Origin of the sequence: Phenylobacterium sp., assembly GCF_036963605.1 — a bacterium.
Classification (GTDB): domain Bacteria; phylum Pseudomonadota; class Alphaproteobacteria; order Caulobacterales; family Caulobacteraceae; genus Phenylobacterium.
The window spans coordinates 19322-38500 of sequence record NZ_JBALUY010000013.1 but is presented as its reverse complement, the minus strand read 5'-3'; the positions used below and the strand labels follow the sequence as shown (position 1 = coordinate 38500).

At 68.1% G+C, this 19179-nt stretch carries 9 protein-coding genes; 7 read left to right on the top strand and 2 right to left on the bottom strand.

Annotated elements, in window-relative coordinates:
* The coding region (locus V7702_RS04245; protein WP_335648899.1) for an AMP-binding enzyme at positions 1-802 on the top strand (802 nt) is incomplete at its 5' end.
* Positions 803-823: 21 nt separating this feature from the next.
* Here the strand turns inward: V7702_RS04245 and V7702_RS04240 are convergent.
* Positions 824-1075: a hypothetical protein gene (locus tag V7702_RS04240; protein WP_335648898.1), complete on the bottom strand. Its 252-nt coding sequence runs from the start codon at positions 1073-1075 to the stop codon at positions 824-826.
* Between the two features lie 313 nt (positions 1076-1388).
* Between V7702_RS04240 and V7702_RS04235 the strand changes: the two genes are divergently transcribed.
* The 6 genes from V7702_RS04235 to treY are packed head-to-tail and all read left to right on the top strand — an operon-like array spanning position 1389 to position 18519.
* A complete protein-coding gene (locus V7702_RS04235) occupies positions 1389-4616 on the top strand; it encodes a maltotransferase domain-containing protein (RefSeq protein WP_335648897.1) in 3228 nt (1075 codons plus the stop codon).
* Positions 4613-7867, top strand: a complete 3255-nt coding sequence (treS, locus tag V7702_RS04230) for a maltose alpha-D-glucosyltransferase (protein WP_335648896.1) — start codon at positions 4613-4615, stop codon at positions 7865-7867. Before V7702_RS04235 ends, treS begins: the two co-directional genes overlap by 4 nt.
* Positions 7864-10056, top strand: coding sequence for a 1,4-alpha-glucan branching protein GlgB (gene glgB, locus V7702_RS04225; protein ID WP_335648895.1), 2193 nt, complete (start codon positions 7864-7866; stop codon positions 10054-10056). The genes treS and glgB overlap by 4 nt, the downstream gene beginning before the upstream one ends.
* Entirely contained in the window at positions 10053-13916 is a 3864-nt protein-coding gene (gene glgX, locus V7702_RS04220; RefSeq protein ID WP_335648894.1) for a glycogen debranching protein GlgX, read from the top strand. Before glgB ends, glgX begins: the two co-directional genes overlap by 4 nt.
* Positions 13913-15943, top strand: coding sequence for a 4-alpha-glucanotransferase (gene malQ, locus V7702_RS04215; protein ID WP_335648893.1), 2031 nt, complete (start codon positions 13913-13915; stop codon positions 15941-15943). Before glgX ends, malQ begins: the two co-directional genes overlap by 4 nt.
* Entirely contained in the window at positions 15940-18519 is a 2580-nt protein-coding gene (treY, locus tag V7702_RS04210) for a malto-oligosyltrehalose synthase (protein ID WP_335648892.1), read from the top strand. The genes malQ and treY overlap by 4 nt, the downstream gene beginning before the upstream one ends.
* Here treY and V7702_RS04205 read toward each other — a convergent pair.
* Positions 18516-19160 (bottom strand): retropepsin-like aspartic protease family protein, encoded by a 645-nt coding sequence (locus tag V7702_RS04205; protein WP_335648891.1) that lies wholly within the window; start codon positions 19158-19160, stop codon positions 18516-18518. The genes treY and V7702_RS04205 overlap by 4 nt on opposite strands.
* Between the last annotated feature and the right edge of the window lie 19 nt (positions 19161-19179).

Sequence of the window (19179 nt, the reverse complement as noted above, 5' to 3'; positions counted from 1 at the left end):
CAGCCACTTCGTGCCGATCATGTTCCAGCGGCTGCTAGGCCTGCCGCGCGAGGTGCGCGAGCGCTACGACCTGAGCTCCCTGCGGCGCATTTCCCATGGCGCGGCCCCCTGCCCGCCGGAGGTCAAGCAGGCCATGATCGAATGGCTGGGGCCGGTGCTGTTCGAATACTATGCCGGCTCAGAGGGCGGCGTGGGCTTCTGGGTCACCTCGCAGGACTGGCTGAAGAAGCCCGGCACGGTGGGCAAACGGCCTGACGCGGAGGCTGCCAAGATCCTCGACGACGAAGGTCGAGAGCTACCCACAGGTCAACCTGGGACGATCTACATGCGGCTCGCCGACCAAGGCGGGTTTGAATATTTCAAGGACAGCGCCAAGACCGACTCCGGCCGCCGCGACGGCTACTTCACCATGGGCGACGTGGGCTATTTCGACGAGGACGGCTACCTCTTCCTCACCGGCCGAAGCGCCGAGACGATCATCGTGGGCGGGGTGAACATCTACCCACAGGAGATCGACAACGAACTGATCAAGCACCCCGCGGTGGCCGACTCCTGCACCGTCGGCGTGCCCCATGAGGAGTACGGCGAGGAGGTGCGGGCTGTCATTGAGCTGGCCCCCGGCTATGCGCCGTCTGAGACCTTGAAGGACGAAATCCTCGCCTATGCCCGTACGGCGGTGGCCAAGTACAAGATCCCCCGCGCGGTCGATTTCGTTCCGCGCCTGCCCCGAAGCGAGGCGGGCAAGATCCAGCGCAACAAGGTCCGCGCGCCCTATTGGGAAGGCCGCGCCCGGGCGATCTGACGACGGCGGCGCCTGGAGCCGCTAGTCTGATCCGAAATAGCAGACCGTGCCGATCTGAGTGTTTCGGCGATCGTTGACGATGACGTGGGCGTCCCGCCCGGAATTGGCGAGCGTCAGGGCCAGCCGGCGGGCATTGGCCTCGGCCTGGGCCCCAGAATAGAAGTAGAGCGGCTCTCCACAGAAGCTGCTGGCCACCGACCACCCGCCAAGGATAGGCGAGACAACCACCACATTCGTCGGCTTCGCCGGTGGGGTTTCATCATCTGGAGCCATGTCATCCTCCCATCGGGACGGATGCTATCCACCTCCAGGCGAGCCCGTATATCGCACATCCGACAGTAGAGCCTGCGGCCGGCAAAAAAGCCTTCTCCGTACGCACGACCTGCGCCGCCATGTGCTTTCGCTCAGACGGCGGCGGGCGCTCGTCCGATCGGAAGGCGCTGGGGCGCGCCGCGGGCGGACGGCTCGACGAGGCGTTTGCCGCCCCCTGGAGGGCGCCGGCCAATAAATGCCCGCTCGCAACCTGAGCCATAGGAACGAAGCACGGGAGCACCTGTTGTGATGGCATGCCATTCCCAGAGGGAAGATGACCCCCGCACAACCTTCGCGCGCCGCTGCGCCGCGCATCTACTACGTTCACCCCCGCTCCATGGATGGCGATGGCCAGGCCGCCGGGATAGCCGAAAGAGCGGCCGATCTCGGGTTCAACCATCTCCTGATTGCGCCGATCTTTCAGCAGGCCGGCGACGTCTTCCGGCCTCGCAATCACGACGTTTCAAGCCTTGGGGACGCCCCCACCGCTACCGCAATCGCGAATCTGGCGGCAGCTTGCCGGCCGCACGGGCTGCGGCTGTTGATGGACCTGGACCTGGTGCGGTTCGACGCCGAACATCCGTTGGTGGCCGCTCAGCCTGAGGCGTTCACGCTACGACGGGAAGCGCCTGCCGATCGTCCCATCGATCCTCGGCTCGCCTCGCCGCCTCAAGGCGTGGCCTTGGCCAGGCTACGGGAGCCCGCTGCCTGCGACACCGTAGTGGATTGGATCACAAGCCGCGCTGAGGCCTGGATCGAGGCTGGCCTGGACGGCTTCCGCCTGCTGGAGCTCGATCAGGCGCCTCCAGAGATCTGGGCCCGTCTGATCGCGCGGCTTCGGACGACCAGGCCAGACCTGACCGTCATCGCCGATACGCCGGGGATGGACCGGGAAGTGGCCCGCGCCTTGGCGCCCTGTGGGTTCGACGCGCTCATCTCCTCAGTGGCCTGGTGGGACGGCCGCGCACCGTGGCTCGCCGAAGAGCACGAGGATCTCCGCTTGGTCGCGCCGCTGATCGCCCAGCCTGAAGCGCCCTTCGGTCCGCGCCTGGCCGCGCGCCTGCCTGCCGAGGTCGACACAAAGGCAGGTTATGTTCGGGCGCTCAGGCTGGCCGCCTCCACGGGCTCTGGCCTGCTGCTGCCCATGGGCTTTGAGTCCTTCGAGCGCCTGCCGCTGGGGAGCGCGCCCCCCGCCGCCGAGGATAGCGACCTGGCCCCGGAGGTGCGCTCCGCCAACCGCCTGGTGGCCGAACTTGCGCCGTTCGAGGGCGAGATGCGGATGCTGACCGGGCCTGGCGCGTCAGCCACGGCCCTGCTGCGCGCCAGCGGATCGGACATGCGCACCGCCGAGGCGGCCATCCTGGTGTTGATCAACAGGTCTCTTGAGTCGCCGGCCATACTCGACCGTGGCGCGATCCTGCCCGCGGCGGGGCCGTTCGGACCTTTCGAGGCGATGGATGGCCGCGAGGACCCCTTCGAGCCCCTCGTCCCGGGCGAAGTTCGCCTGCTGGGCGCACGACGCAGCGCCGTCATTCGCGTCCTCAGCCGTTCCGGCCGCCAGGGGGCGAAGACGGCGGCCAAGGCGCCGCGGCTGGTGATCGAAGACATCTCGCCCCGGGTCAGCGGCGGCCCGTTCGCCGCCAAACGCATTGTCGGCGAGAGCGTGGAGGTCGGCGCCGCCATCTATGCCGATGGCCACGAGGAGCTCGCCGTCGAACTGCGCTGGCGGGCCACCGATGGCGACCAATGGTCCACGACCCGCATGGCGGAGCTCGGCAACGACCTGTGGAGCGCGCGCTTCCCGCTGGAGCGCATGGGTCGCTACCAGTTCGTCATCGAGGCCTGGATCGATCGGTACAGCTCCTATCGTCATGGCCTGGAGAAGAAGGTCGAGGCCGGCGTGGCCCAGACGGTCGATCTGGACGAAGGCCACCAGCTGATCGTCGACGCCGCCAAAGGCGACAGCTCGGGTCGGCTGACCAAGATCGCCGACGAACTGTCGACCCTCGATCCCGACGCAGCCGGCCAGCTTCTGCTCGCCCCGGAAACGTCACGCTTGATGGACCAGGCCCAGGAGCGGGCCTTCGCCTGCAAGAGCGAGGCGCATTGCATCGACGCCGAGCGGCGCGAAGCCCAGTTCGCTAGCTGGTACGAGCTCTTCCCCCGCTCACAGACCAATGACCCGGCCCGCCACGGGACTTTCGACGACGTCATCGCCCGCCTGCCGGCCATTCGGGCCATGGGTTTCGACGTCCTCTATTTCCCGCCGATCCATCCGATCGGCCAGCGCCACCGCAAGGGGAAGAACAACAGCCTGACCGCGGGCCCTGGCGATCCGGGCAGCCCCTACGCCATCGGGGCGGTCGACGGCGGACACGACGCCATCCACCCCGAGCTCGGGACCTTCGACGACTTCCGCCGGCTGATCGCCGCCGCCCATGATCATGGGCTGGAGATTGCGCTCGACTTCGCCATCCAGTGCTCCCCTGACCACCCGTGGATCAAGGCGCATCCGGGCTGGTTCGACTGGCGCTCCGACGGAACGATCAAGTACGCGGAGAACCCGCCCAAGAAGTACCAGGACATCGTCAATGTGGACTTCTACAGGCCCGAGGCGATCCCCGACCTGTGGATCGCCCTGCGCGACGTGGTGCTGCTCTGGGTGCGCGAGGGCGTGCGCACCTTCCGCGTCGACAACCCCCACACCAAGCCGTTCGCCTTCTGGGAATGGATGATCCGTGAGGTGCGCACCGCCCATCCGGACGTGATCTTCCTGTCGGAGGCCTTCACCCGGCCGCGGGTCATGTACCGGCTGGCCAAGATCGGCTTCTCGCAGTCGTACACCTACTTCACCTGGCGCCACACCAAGGCGGAGTTCACCGATTATCTGACGGAGCTGACGACGACGGAGCCGAAGGAGTTCTTCCGGCCCAACTTCTTCGTCAATACGCCCGACATCAATCCCCACTTCCTGCAGACCTCGGGCCGGGCCGGATTCCTGATCCGGGCGGCCCTGGCGGCGACCCTGTCGGGCCTGTGGGGCGTCTATTCCGGCTTCGAACTGCTGGAGGGCGAGCCGGTCCCCGGCAAGGAGGAATACAAGGACTCCGAGAAGTACGAGATCCGGCCCCGGGACTGGAGCGCGCCGGGCATCATCCCGCAGATCAGCCAGCTGAACCGTCTGCGCAAAAGCCACCCGGCCCTTCAGACCCACCTGAACATCAAGTTCCTGCCGGCCAGCGACGACAACATCCTGTTCTACGCCAAGACCAGTCCAGGCGGCGGCGACCTCATCCTGGTGGCGGTCAACCTTGATCCCCACGGCGCCCACGAGGCCGATGTGGAGGCCCCATTCTGGATGCTGGGCCTACCTGATGACGCCACGGCGCAGGTGGAAAATCTGCTCACCGGCCAGAGCTTCAACTGGCAGGGCAAGTGGCGACGCATCGCCCTCGATCCCGGCCAGCCCTATCTCATTTTCCGTATGGAGGCCCCGCGATGAGCGTCGCCTATCTCGCTGACGATCACGTGGCCGACCCCGCCCAGACCGCCGACCCCCAGTGGTACAAGGATGCGGTCATCTATCAGCTGCATGTGAAGTCGTTCTTCGACGCCAATGATGACGGCGTCGGGGATTTCGCAGGGCTCTCGGCCAAGCTGGACTATATCGCCAGCCTCGGCGTCACCGCCATCTGGCTGCTGCCCTTCTACCCGTCCCCGCGCCGGGACGATGGCTATGACATCGCCGACTATCGCGGCGTCCACCCGGAGTATGGCGACTTCGACGATGTGAAGCGCTTCATCGACGAGGCGCACGGTCGCGGGATGCGGGTCATCACCGAACTGGTGATCAACCACACCTCGGACCAGCACCCCTGGTTCCAGGCCGCCCGGCGCGCGCCCCCAGGATCGCCCGAGCGGGACTTCTACGTCTGGTCCGACAACGACACGGCCTATGACGGCACACGGATCATCTTCCTGGACACCGAGAGCTCCAACTGGAGCTGGGACCCGGTGGCCGGCGCCTATTACTGGCACCGCTTCTATTCCCACCAGCCGGACCTGAACTTCGACAATCCCAAGGTGCTCGAAGAAATCCTGTCGGTCATGCGCTACTGGCTGGAGGCCGGGGTCGATGGCCTGCGGCTCGACGCCATTCCCTATCTGATCGAGCGGGAAGGCACGAACAACGAGAACCTGCCCGAGACCCACGACGTCCTGAAGGCGATCCGCGCCCATCTGGACGAGCATTTCGAAGACCGCATGCTGCTGGCCGAGGCCAACCAGTGGCCGGAGGACACCCAGCAGTATTTCGGCGACGGGGACGAATGCCACATGGCGTTCCACTTCCCTCTGATGCCGCGCATGTACATGGCCATCGCCCAGGAGGACCGCTTCCCGATCACCGACATCATGCGCCAGACCCCGGACATTCCGGAGGCCTGCCAATGGGCGATCTTCCTGCGCAACCATGACGAGCTGACCCTCGAAATGGTCACCAACAAGGAGCGGGACTACCTCTGGAGCGTATATGCGTCGGAGAGCCGTGCGCGGATCAATCTCGGCATCCGCCGGCGCCTGGCCCCGCTGATGGAGCGGGACCGTCGCCGCGTCGAACTTATGAACTGCATGCTGCTGACCATGCCCGGCACGCCGGTGATCTATTACGGCGACGAGCTCGGCATGGGCGACAACATCTATCTGGGCGACCGGGACGGGGTGCGCACGCCCATGCAGTGGTCGCCCGACCGCAATGGAGGCTTCTCCCGCGCCGACCCGGCCAGCCTGGTGCTGCCGGCGATCATGGACCCGCTCTACGGCTTCCAGGCGATCAATGTGGAGGCGCAGAGCAAGGACAGCCACTCGCTGCTGAACTGGCTGCGGCGGATGCTGGCGGTGCGTCAGCGTCACAGCGCCTTCGGCCGCGGCACGCTTCGCTTCCTGCGCCCTCAAAACCGCAAGGTCATGGCCTATCTGCGCGAGCACGAGGGCGACACCATCCTGTGCGTCGCCAACCTGTCGCGCACGGCCCAGGCTGTCGAGCTCGACCTGTCGGAATTCGCCGGCTGGACGCCGATGGAAATGTCGGGCAGCACGCCCTTCCCGCCCATCGGCCAGCTCACCTATCTGCTGACGCTTCCGCCTTACGGCTTCCACTGGTTCCAGCTCTGCGAAAAGACCGACGGACCTAGCTGGAGCACGGCGCCCAGCGGCGTCCAGGCCGAACAGCACACCTTCGTCCTGCGGGGCGATGTGGCCACCCTGGTGGAGCCGCTTCATCGAGCGGTCCTCGAGGCCGAGGTGCTGCCGAACTGGATGAGCGGTCGGCGCTGGTTCCAGGGCAAGGACGCCGAGCTGATCGCCACCCGCGTCAAGGGCTACTCGCCCCTGCCCGGAGCGTCGAACCAGATTCTGGCCGAGCTTGAGGTCGAGACCTCCGCCGGCTCTTCCGCCTATCTCGTCCCCCTGGGCGTGGCGTGGGAAGACGATGTCGGCGACCCCTACGCCCACAGCTTCGCCATGGCGCGCGTGCGCCGCGGCGCGCGGGTCGGCGATCTGACCGATGGCTTCCTGACAACGGAGTTCGTCCGTTCAGTGATGGCCGGCCTGCGGACCAACGCCAGGCTCGCTTCGCCGTTCGGCGACATCGAATTCACTTCGGCGACCATCGAGTCCGGAGACGACGCCGAGATCGAATGGTCGTCGGCCGAGCAGAGCAACAGCTCGGTGATCATCGGCCGCGAGATCGTCCTGAAACTGCTGCGCAAGGTGGTTCCCGGCATCCATCCCGAAGCCGAGATGACCCGCGTGCTCAGCGAGCGCGGCTATCCCCACGTTCCGGCCTTTGTGGGCGAGGTTCGCCGCATCGCCCCCGACGGGACGCCCCACACCCTGATGGTGGCTCAGACCTTTATCTACAGTCAGGGGGACGGCTGGGACTGGACCCAGGACTACCTCCATCGCGTGATCGACGATCTGGTCCTGGCCGGTGATCAGAACACGGCCCCGGACTTCGCCTCCTATGCGGAGTTCGCCCGCGTCCTGGGCCGCAGTCTGGCCGAGATGCATGCTGTGCTGGCCCAACCCTCTGAGGACCCGGCCTTCGCGCCCGAGATCATGACCGCCGACGCCGTCGAAGCGGTGCGCGCCAGCGTCATGCAGCAGGTCGACGGCGCCCTGGCCGTGCTGGAGAAGGACGGCGACTGGACCGAAAACCTTGGCCAAATCGCCGAGGCCATCCTTCAACGCCGCGGAAAACTGGATGAAGCGGTGCGCCGGCTTTCCGGCGCGGCCGCAGGCCAGATCCGCACCCGCATCCATGGGGATCTTCACCTGGGCCAGGTGCTGGTCACCGGCGGCGGCGTCACCTTCATCGACTTCGAGGGCGAGCCCGCCAAACCTCTGGACTCCCGCCGCGCCAAGGCCAGCCCCTTGCGCGATGTGGCCGGCATGCTGCGGTCCTTCGACTATGCCGCAGCGCTCGGGGCCGCCGCGGCGGCCAATGTGGCCCAGGGGGTTCAGGATCGGGCGATCGATGTAGTGGGCCAGTTCGAGTCCGTCGCCAGCCAGGCCTTCCTGGAGGGCTACGGGGAGGTGGCCGGCGCCTTCCCGGCCGAACTGCTCGACCTCTTCCTCCTGGAGAAGGCCGCCTACGAGGTCAGCTATGAGGCGGCCAACCGGCCGGCCTGGCTCGGCACGCCGCTTCGCGGTCTCGCCGCGACGGTTGATCGGCTGCTGGGGGGCGACCAATGAGCCATGAGGACCGGACCCTGACCCATAGCCTGACCTCCGCCCTGATGGAGGGACGGCTCACCGATCCCTTCGTCTTCCTGGGTCCCCACGAAGCCGAGGGGAATACCGTCGTCCGCACCTTCCAGCCCGGCGCCGTTGCGGTGTCGGCCCGGCAGGATGGGGCGGCCCCCTCCCCTCTGGAGGAAGTCGCGCCGGGTCTGTTCGCTGGACGGCTGACGGGCAAGGGCCGCTATCGCCTGAGCATCGACTGGGGTTCGGCGACCCAGGAAACCGAGGATCCCTACGCCTTTGGCCTACTGCTAGGCGATCTGGATCTGCATCTCTTCATGGAGGGGGCCCACTGGGAGCTTGGCCAGAAGATGGGAGCCCAGCCTCAGACCCTTGAGGGCGTGGAAGGCGTTGGCTTTTCCGTCTGGGCGCCCAATGCGCGCCGGGTTTCGGTGGTCGGCGATTTCAACAGCTGGGACGGCCGCCGCCACCCCATGCGCCTGCGCCATCCGGCCGGGGTGTGGGAGCTGTTCGTACCCCGCTTGGGCCCGGGGGAGCGCTACAAGTACGAGCTGGTCGGGGCAGGTGGCGAACTCCTGCCGCTGAAGGCCGATCCCCTGGCGCGGATGACCGAGCTGCCGCCCGGCCAGTCCTCCATCGTCGCGCCGAAGGCGGCCTATGACTGGACCGATTCCGACTGGATGGCCGAGCGGGCCCGTCGCCAGAGGCCCGATGCGCCGATTTCGATCTATGAGGTCCACGCCGCCTCCTGGCTGAGGCCCGACAGCGATCAGCCCAACCTCGACTGGGACGGCCTGGCCGACAGGCTGGCGCCCTATGTGGCCGATCTGGGCTTCACCCATGTGGAGCTCCTGCCGATCATGGAGCATCCGTTCGGCGGCTCCTGGGGCTACCAGCCCTTGTCGCAATTCGCCCCCAGCGCACGGTTCGGTTCGCCAGAGGGCCTGGCGCGGTTCGTCGACGCCTGCCACCGGCTGGGCGTCGGGGTGATCCTCGACTGGGTGCCGGCCCACTTCCCGACCGACACCTACGGCCTGGCCAGTTTCGACGGGACGCAGCTCTACGAGCACGCTGATCCCCGCGAAGGCTTCCACCAGGACTGGAACACCCTGATCTTCAATCTGGGGCGGCGGGAGGTGCAAGGCTTCCTGATCGCCAGCGCCCTCTACTGGCTCGAAACCTTCCATATCGACGGCCTGCGCGTCGATGCGGTGGCCTCCATGCTCTACCGTGACTACAGCCGCCAGCCCGGCGAGTGGGTGCCCAATGTCCATGGCGGGCGCGAAAACCTTGAATCCATCGCCTTCCTGCGCCGGCTCAACGAAACGGTGGCCAGCCGCTGTCCGGGCGCGGTGACCATCGCCGAGGAATCCACCGCCTGGCCAGGGGTCTCCAGCCCCGTGGCGCAGGGCGGACTAGGCTTCAACTACAAGTGGAACATGGGGTGGATGCACGACACCCTGAGTTATATGCAGCGCGATCCGGTCTATCGCAGCTGGCACCAGAACGAGCTGACCTTCGGCCTGCTCTACGCCTTCACCGAGCGGTTCGTGCTGCCGATCTCCCACGACGAGGTTGTGCACGGCAAAGGCTCGCTGCTGGGCAAGATGCCCGGCGACCGGTGGCGTCAATTTGCGAACCTGCGGGCCTATCTCGCCTTCATGTGGGCCCACCCGGGCAAGAAGCTGCTGTTCATGGGCTGTGAGCTGGCCCAGCCCACCGAATGGAACCACGACAGCGCCATCCCGTGGGAGCTGCTGCAGCAACCCGACCACGCCGGAATGCAGATGCTCGTGCGAGATCTCAACGCCATCTATGGCCGCGAGGCCGCCCTGCACCAGAGCGACGCCGATCCCGAGGGCTTCGCCTGGATCTGCACCGATGCGGAGTCCGGCGTCTTCGCCTTCCGCCGCCAGGCTGGCCGCGACGCCGCCCCGCTGATCTTCGCCGTCAACATGACGCCCGAGCCGCGGCGGGACTATCGCCTGGGCGCGCCGGCGGCCGGGGCGTGGGCCGAAGTCCTCAACACCGACGCCGAACGTTACGGCGGCGGGAACATCGGCAACGGGGGCGAGGTCCGCACCGAGGCCGCCCGCGCCCACGGGCTCGCCCACAGCCTCAACCTGACTCTCCCTCCCCTCGGCGCCGTCATGCTGCGCCATCAAGGAACCGCCGCTTGATCCTGCTCCCTGACCGTCTCGAGGGCGGCCTGCCCTATCCTCTCGGCGCAACCTTTGACGGTCTGGGGGTGAACTTCGCCGTCTATTCCGCCCATGCTGAGAAGATCGAGCTCTGCGTCTTCGAAGAGACCGGCCGCCGGGAGGTCGCCCGGCTGCCCCTGCCTGAATGGACCGACGAGGTCTGGCACGGCTATCTGCCCGACGCCAAGCCGGGCCTGCTCTACGGCTATCGCGCCCACGGGCCCTATGCGCCGCAGGAAGGCCACAGGTTCAACCCGAACAAGCTGCTGATCGACCCCTATGCCCGCAGCCTGTCAGGCGACCTGCGTTGGACCGACGCGCTCTTCGGCTATCGGGTCAATTCGGCCAGGGCCGACCTCACCTTCGACCGTCGCGACAGCGCGCCGGCCATGCCCAAGTCGATGGTGACGGCCGACGCATTCGACTGGAGCGGCGACCGGCGGCCGAACACGCCTTGGTCCGACACCGTCATCTATGAGGCTCACGTCCGCGGCCTGACCATGCTGATGGAGGAGGTCCGCCCGCCGGTCCGCGGGACCTTTGCGGCTCTGACCCATCCCAAGGTGATCGACCACCTGAAGCGCCTCGGTGTGACCGCCGTGGAGTTGCTGCCCATCCACGCCTTCGTGCAGGACCGCTTTCTGCAGGAGAAGGGACTGACCAACTACTGGGGCTATAGCAGCCTCAACTACTTTACCCCCGAACGCAGCTATCTCTCCGGCGGCGACCAGAACGAACTGCGGATGGCGGTGCGCAAGCTGCACGCCGCAGGCCTGGAAGTGATCCTGGACGTGGTGTTCAACCACACCGCCGAGGGCAGCGAGCGCGGGCCCACCCTGTCGTTCCGAGGCCTAGACAACGCCAGCTATTACAGCCTCGTCGAGGGCGATCGGCGGTTCTGCGTCAACGACACCGGCACAGGCAACACCGTCAATATGTCCAAGGCCCGGGTGGTCCAGATGGTGGCCGACTCCCTGCGCTACTGGACGCAGTCCTATGGCGTGGACGGCTTCCGCTTCGACCTGGGGGTGACCCTGGGCCGGGAGAAGCACGGCTTCGACCCCGGGGCGGGCTTCTTCGACGTGCTGCGGCAGGACCCCACGCTTCAGGGGATCAAGCTGATCTCAGAGCCCTGGGACATCGGTCCGGGCGGCTATCAGCTGGGCCATCACCCCCCCGGCTTCGCCGAGTGGAACGACCGGTTCCGCGACGACGTGCGCGGCTATTGGCGCGGCGATGAGGGCGGTCGACCCGACCTCGCCGCGCGACTCTCCGGGTCTGGCGACATTTTTGACCGCCGGGCCAGGCGCCCCTGGGCCTCGATCAACTTCCTCGCCTCGCACGACGGATTCACCCTCGGCGACCTGGTGAGCTACGAGGAGCGGCACAACGAGGCCAATGGCGAGGACAACCGCGACGGCCACAGCGAGAACCTGTCGCGCAACTGGGGCGCCGAAGGCCCGACCTCGGACGTGGACATCCAGCGCACCCGCGGCCGGGTGATGCGCGCCATGCTGATGACCCTGTTCGCCTCGTCGGGCACGCCGATGCTGCTGGGCGGCGATGAATTCGGCCGCACCCAGAAGGGTAACAACAACGCCTACTGCCAGGATAACGAGATTTCCTGGTTCGACTGGCGTCATCTGGAGTCGCCGGAGGGCCAGGCCCAGATCGACTTCGTGTCCCGATTGATCGCCCTTCGCAAAACCTACGGGACGCTCCGGCCCAACCAGTTCCTTCACGGCCAGAATGAATATGCGCCAGGCGTGCTCGACGTCGATTGGTTCGATGAGCACGGGCGAGGTCTTTCTGCGGAGGACTGGCAGAACCCCCACGCCGCAGCCCTGGCCATGCGCCGCGCCGCGCCCATGGACGATGGCCGGGTCGAGCTCATCACCCTGCTGACCAACGCCAGCGACGGGGCCATGACCTTCCATCTCCCCGAACCGATGGGCGCGCCGGTGATCCTGCTCGATAGCGCCCATCCGGGCCTGGGCGAGCAGTCCCTGTCGGGGACGCAGGTGGAGGTGGGCGCGCACAGTGCGGTGCTTCTGCATTCCGTGGTGGACGGCGCCGACGGCTCTGGCCGATGCGTCCACGAGCTGCCCTTCGGCGCCACGGTCCTGGCCGAGGACCGGACGCGGTTCCGTCTCTGGGCTCCGGGCTGTGAGGCGGTGACCCTGGAAGTCGAGGGCCTGCCGGCCCAACCCATGACGGCGGTCGAAGAGGGCTGGTTTGAGGCCGAGGCGCCCTGTGGGCCTGGGTCGCTCTACAAGTATCGGGTGGGCGAAGATGTCTGTGTGGCCGATCCGGCGTCGCGCCGTCAGAACGGCGACGTCCACGACGCCAGCCTGGTGATCGACCCGGCCGCCTATCAGTGGCGCACCGCCGACTGGAAGGGTCGGCCCTGGGAAGAGGCGGTGATCTACGAACTTCATCCCGGCCTGATGGGCGGCTTCAACGGGATCGCCGAGCAACTGGCTGAGCTGAAGGCCCTGGGCTTCACGGCCATCGAGTTGATGCCGATCGCCGATTTCCCGGGTCAGCGGAACTGGGGCTATGACGGGGTCCTGCCCTTCGCCCCCGACGCGGCCTATGGCTCGCCCGAAGAGCTGAAGGCGATGATCGACCAGGCCCACGAGCTGGGGCTGATGGTCTTTCTGGACGTGGTCTATAATCACTTCGGTCCCGACGGGAACGCGCTCGGCGCCTACGCGCCGCAGTTCTTCCGCGACGACATCCAGACGCCCTGGGGGGCCGCCATCGACTTCCGGCGGCCCGAGGTCCGGCGTTTCTTCACCGAGAACGCCGTCTACTGGATCAACGAATATCGGTTCGATGGCCTACGCTTTGACGCCGTCCACGCCATCAGCGAGCGCGACTGGATCGACGAAATGGGCGAGGCCGTCCGCGCCGCCGCCGGCCGCGAGCGCCAGGTCCACCTCATCCTGGAGAATGACGACAACACGCCCGACCATATGAGCGGCCCGTTCGACGCCCAGTGGAACGACGACGCTCACCACGTCCTGCACGTGCTGCTGACCGGCGAAACCGAGGGCTATTATCGCGCCTATGCCGAAGCCCCTGCCGAGGCCCTGGCCCGCAGCCTGGCCGAGGGCTTCGTCTATCAGGGCGAGCCCTTCCCCTTGCGGGACGGCGCGCCCCGCGGCGGTCCCAGCGCCGGCCTGCCGCCTACCGCCTTCGTCAACTTCGTCCAGAACCACGACCAGATCGGCAATCGCGCGCTCGGCGAGCGGCTGATCACGCTCGCCGATCCCAAGGCTCTGCGAGCGGCGACCGCGCTGATCCTGCTGGCGCCCCAGATCCCCATGACCTTCATGGGCGAAGAGGTGGGCAGTCGCTCTCCCTTCCTCTACTTCACAGATCACAATGAGGAACTGGCCGAGGCCGTGCGGGAGGGCCGGCGGTCTGAGTTTTCCCATTTCGCGGCCTTCGCCGATCCCGACGCGCGGGCGGCCATCCCCGATCCCAACGACGCCTCGACTTTCGAAGCGTCGCGCCCCGAACCCGGGCCCGATGCGGCCGAGTGGCGCCGGCTCTACCGCGACCTGCTGCAGATCCGCGCCCGCGACCTGGTTCCCCGCCTGCGTGGCGCCCGGAGCCACGGCGCCCGCGCCCTCAGCCCCGCCGCCGTCAAGGCGAGTTGGACCCTGGGCGACGGCGCCCGCTGGACCCTGGCGCTCAATCTCGGTTCGGAGGCGGTCGAGATCCCCGACGCCCCCGAGAGGGTCGCCGCGGCCACCATCGGCGACGGCCTGGATGGTGATCGCCGGCTGTGCCCCTACAGCCTGGTCGCCTGGCTGGAGCCCAAACGGTGATCGACGCCGAGCTTGAGGCCTTCGCCCTTGAGGCCGGCGTCCTGGTGGAATGGGAGGATGTTCACGGCCAGCTGCGCCGCACGCCGCCCGAGACCCTGCGCGCGGTGCTGGCGGCGCTTGGCCTGCCGGCGTCCACCGCCGCCGACCTAGAGGACAGCCGTCGTCGTCTGTCCGCCGCGCCGCCGCCGGACTTCATCACCGCCCAGGTGGGAAAGCCCTTCCGCCCCCTCGGCGGCCCGTGCGGCGGGCAGGGCCGGCTTCAGCTTGAAGGTGGCGGGGCCGTGGATATCGGTCTCGACCCGAACACCGGCTTTACGCTGCAAGGCGTGGACATCCCAGGCTATCATCGACTGGAGATCGATGGCCGGGAGGTCACCGTCGCCGTAGCGCCGGTCCAGGCCTTTGGGCTGGACGATCTGGCGCCCCACCGGCGGCTCTGGGGGCTGGCGGTGCAGCTCTATTCCCTGCGCGGACGCGATCCTCGGCCGTTCGGAGACTTCGGCGACCTCGCCGGCTTCGCCGAGGCCGCTGGGCGCCGAGGCGCCGCGGCCCTGGCCATCAGCCCGGTCCATGCCCTGTTCGCCGCCGACGCCGAGCGGTTTAGTCCCTATGCTCCGTCCAGCCGCCTGTTTCTGAACGGCCTCTTCGCTGATCCGGCTGCGGTCTTGGGCCATGAGCTTGGCGACCTGGGACCTCAGCCGGCTGACGGCGATCTGGTGGCCTGGTCGGTCGCGATCCCCCAGCGGCTGGCCGCCCTGCGTCGAATCCACGCGCGGTTCCTGTCTTCGGCCCCGGCGAACCTGAAGGCCGATCTGCAGAGCTTCGAGGCCGAGGGTGGCGAGAACCTGCGCGGTCACGCTCGGTTCGAGGCGATCCACGGGACCTTCTTCGCCCGCGATGGCGCCCGCGGCTGGCCGGACTGGCCTGAAGACCTCCATGATCCCGCCGGCCCCGCGGTGGCGGCCTTCGCCGCCGAGCATGCCGACGAGGTCGCTTTTCATATCTTCGTCCAGTGGCTGGCCGACCGAAGCCTGGCCCGCGCCCAGGCGGCCGCCCGGGCCAGCGGCATGCCGGTGGGCCTGATCACCGATGTGGCGGTCGGCATGGATCCGGGGGGCAGCCACGCCTGGTCCCGGCCGCAGGACCTGCTGGCGGGGCTGAACATCGGCGCGCCGCCGGACGCCTTCCAGGCCAACGGTCAGGACTGGGGGGTCACCACCTTCTCGCCCCGCGCCCTGGCCGCCAGCGGCTATGAGGGGTTTCTGGCCACTCTGCGTTCAGCCATGCGCTACGCCGGCGGGGTGAGGATCGATCACATACTAGGGCTGCGGCGGCTCTGGGTCGTGCCCCATGGCGCGGGGCCCACCGAGGGCGCCTACCTCACCTATCCCATGCAGGACCTGATGCGGCTGATCGCCATCGAGTCCCATCGCCACCGCGTCCTGGTGATCGGCGAAGATCTGGGCACGGTTCCGGAGGGCCTGCGTGAAACCCTGAACGAGGGCGGTGTCCGCGGCATGCAGGTGCTCTTGTTCGAACAGGACGATAAGGGCGCGTTTAAAGCCCCTGGGCAGTGGTCGCCCCAAGCCTGCGCCATGACCACCACCCACGATCTGCCCCCCATCGCCGGCTGGTGGCGCGGGACTGACATCGATTGGCGGGTCCGGCTTCAGCCCGACCCCGACGAAGATCAGGTGCTGGCCTTGCGGTCCGAGCGCGACACTCAGCGGACGGCCCTGTGGGCCGCCTTCTGCGCGGCGGGTTGCGCCGAGGGCGATCGCCCGTCGGCCGAACAGACCGGTCCAGTCGTGGACGCCGCCATCGGCTTCCTGGCCAAGACGCCCTCCAAACTTGCGATCCTGCCCATCGAGGATCTGCTGGGCCTGGAGGCGCAGCCCAACCTGCCCGGCACGACCATAGAACATCCCAATTGGCGGCGACGTCTGGCAGGGCCGGCGGAGGCGCTGTTCGAAGCGCCCGGACCGGCCGGCCGGTTCGCAAGCCTGAACAAAGAGCGGCCGCGATGACCCCCACGGCGACCTACCGGCTGCAGTTCCATGCCGGCTTCACCTTCGCCGACGGCGCGGGGCTGGCGGGCTATCTCCGCGACCTGGGGATCAGCCATGTCTACGCTTCGCCTGTCGCCGTGGCCCGGGCCGGGTCCACGCACGGCTATGACGTGGTCGATCCCACCGCCATCAACCCGGCGCTGGGCGGAGAAGCCGGCTTCCGCCAGATGGCGGCGGCGCTGAAGGCCGAGGGCCTGGGGATCATTCTCGACATCGTGCCCAACCACCTCGCGGTCGGCGGCTCCGACAACGCCTGGTGGCTGGACGTCCTGGAGAAGGGCGAGGCCAGCGCCTTTGCCGGCCTGTTCGACATCGATTGGCGCCCCAGAGACCCCGCGCTTCAGGGCAAGGTTCTGGCCCCCTTCCTCGGCGCACCCTATGGCGAGGCCCTGGCGGGCGGCGATATTCGGCTGGAGTCTGGCCCCGACGGGTCGCTCTGGGTCATGGCCTATGGGCATCACCGGTTTCCGATCCGCGCGGCCGATCGGGCCGAGGTCTTCAAGCTTGGCCTTGAGGCCTACGACCCGGCCAGAGAGCCCGGCCGCGCGCGGCTCCACGAGCTCCTGGAGCGTCAGCCTTATCGCCTGGCCTGGTGGCAGACCGCAGGCGATGAGATCAACTGGCGGCGCTTCTTCGACATCACCGAGCTGGCCGGTGTCCGCGTGGAAGACCCCGAGGTCTTCGACCGCATCCACGCCCTGCCCCTTCGCCTCTATGCCCAGGGCCTGATCGATGGCCTGCGCATCGATCACATCGACGGCCTGGCCGACCCGGCGCGATACCTCACCCGCCTGCGGGGCGAACTGGCGAAGCTGGAAGCCGCCAGGCCCGCCGGCTCGGCCCCCGGCCCGGCTTATCTGGTGGTGGAGAAGATCCTCGCCGAGGGCGAAGCCCTGAGCCGCGACTGGGCCTGCGACGGAACCACCGGCTATGAGTTCATGGACGGCGTCTCGGCCCTGCTCCATGAGCCGGACGGCGCCGCGCCCCTCGCCGCCCTCTGGCGGGAGATCAGCGGGCGCGAAGGCGACTATGAGGATGAGGAGCACGCCGCCCGGCTCGAAATCCTAACCCATGGCTTCGCCGGTCAGGTCGAGGCCGTGGCCGGCGCCTTCCACGACTTGGCCCGTGGCGATCTCAAAACCCGCGACCTCACGAGGGGCGCCCTGCGCCGCGCGATCACCCAGCTGCTCACGGGCTTTTCCGCCTATAGGCTCTATGGCGAGGGCGAGGCCCTCTCCGCGGGCGAGGCCGACATTCTGGCGCAGGCCATGGCCAAGGCGCAGGCGGCCATCGCGCCCGCCGACCGGCCAGGGCTTGACCAGATCGAGGCCTGGCTGACCGGCGGCGGGCCGGGCGCGCCGGACGCCCGGCGCCGGGCCCTGCAGCGGTTCCATCAGCTCAGCGCCCCGGTGGCGGCCAAGTCGGCGGAAGACACCGCCTTCTACCGCTATCTGCGTCTGATCTCGCGTAACGAGGTGGGCTCCTATCCAGGTCGCCTGGCCAGCGACGCGGGCGAGTTCCACACCGCCAATCTCGCCCGAGCCAAGGATTGGCCCGGCAGCATGCTCACCACCGCAACCCATGACCACAAGCGGGGCGAGGACGTGCGCGCCCGCCTGGCCGTCCTCAGCGAGCGCCCGGAGGTCTGGGCGACAAGGGTGCGCCCCTGGCTCGCCGGCGCGCCGCCGCAGATCGATCCCGCCGACGCCTACCAGATGCACCAGACCCTGGCCGGCGCCCTGCCGCTTGACCTGGACATGGACGATGCGGCGGAGCTGAAGGTGTTTGGCGAGCGGGTGGCCGGCTGGTTCACCAAGGCCCTGCGGGAGGGCAAGCTGCGATCCTCCTGGGCGGTCCCGAACGCCGATTATGAGCGCGCCTGCCTGGCCTATCTCGACCGCTGCCTCGGCGATCGCGCCTATCTCTCAGCCCTTTCGGGTCTGGTGGAAGAGATCGCCCCGGCCGGCGCCATCAAGGGCCTCGCCCAGGCGCTGCTGCGCTGTACCAGCCCGGGTGTGCCCGACACCTATCAGGGGACCGAACTCTGGGACTTCAGCCTGGTGGATCCCGACAATCGCCGCCCGGTGGACTTCGCCCTGCGCCAGCAGATGCTGAGCCAGACCTCGCCCGAGAACGCCCTGGCCGACTGGCGCTCCGGGGCGGTGAAGCAGATGGTGATCGCCCGCACGCTCGGTCTCCGCAGGGCCAGGCCGGATGTGTTCGCCCAGGGGAGCTATGAGCCCCTGCAGGTGGAAGGCCGTCAGAAAGACGCGGTCATCGCCTTCGCCCGCCGGACGGCCACGGACACGGTGATCGCCGCGGCGGTGATCAGCTCGCCCACTGCCTTAGCCCGGGGCCTTCCCCTCCCCGACCCCGAATGGTGGCACGACACGGTCGTGAAGCTTACGGCGGACCAGGGGGTCAGCTTCCGCGATCATCTGAGCGATCAGGCCCACACGGCAGGCGCCGTTCCCGCCGCCAGGTTGTTCGCGCATCTGCCGGTCGCTCTGCTGGCCCTGGAGCCGCAAGGCTAGGAGGCTTCGGCGGTCAGACCAGCGCCGTCCACCACTTCGCCCGGGCGGGGCGTCAGGATCATGGTCCGGCCCTCGACCCGCCAACTGGCCAGCCGGGTCAGGAAGTTCATGCCCAGGACATCCACGGGTCCGAGCGCGCCCGAGATGGCCACCTGCAGACCGGACGCCGCAATGCCGCCGAGCTGGAAGTCGTCCACCGAGGCCGGTCGCGCCTGAACGACGCCGTTGGCGGTCCGCGCCAGGATCGGCGTCAGCCCCGGCTCCGGGCGGACGCCGGCGCGGGCGGCGGTTTCAGCCGAAATGGCGGTCAGGGTCGCGCCGCTGTCGACCAGCATGCGGACCTCCTGACCATTCAGCATGGCCTTGGCCCAGAAGTGCCCGTCGGCCGACATGGGGATACGCACCTCCTCGCCCACCACCTCCTGGCGGTCCAGCCCGGTGCGCTCGACGATCTGGGCGAGCCAAGGCTGATAGGGCGCATGCTGCATTAGGATGAAGAGACAAAGCGCCAGGGCGCCGAACGATACGGCCGTCCGCAGCGCCGGCCCCACATAGGGAATCCGGAACAGCAGGGTCATGATGACGGCGCCCGCCAGCGCATAGAGCGCCAGCTGCTGCCAGTAGGGGAGCGTGCTGAGCATATCCCTCCTCAACCCCAGG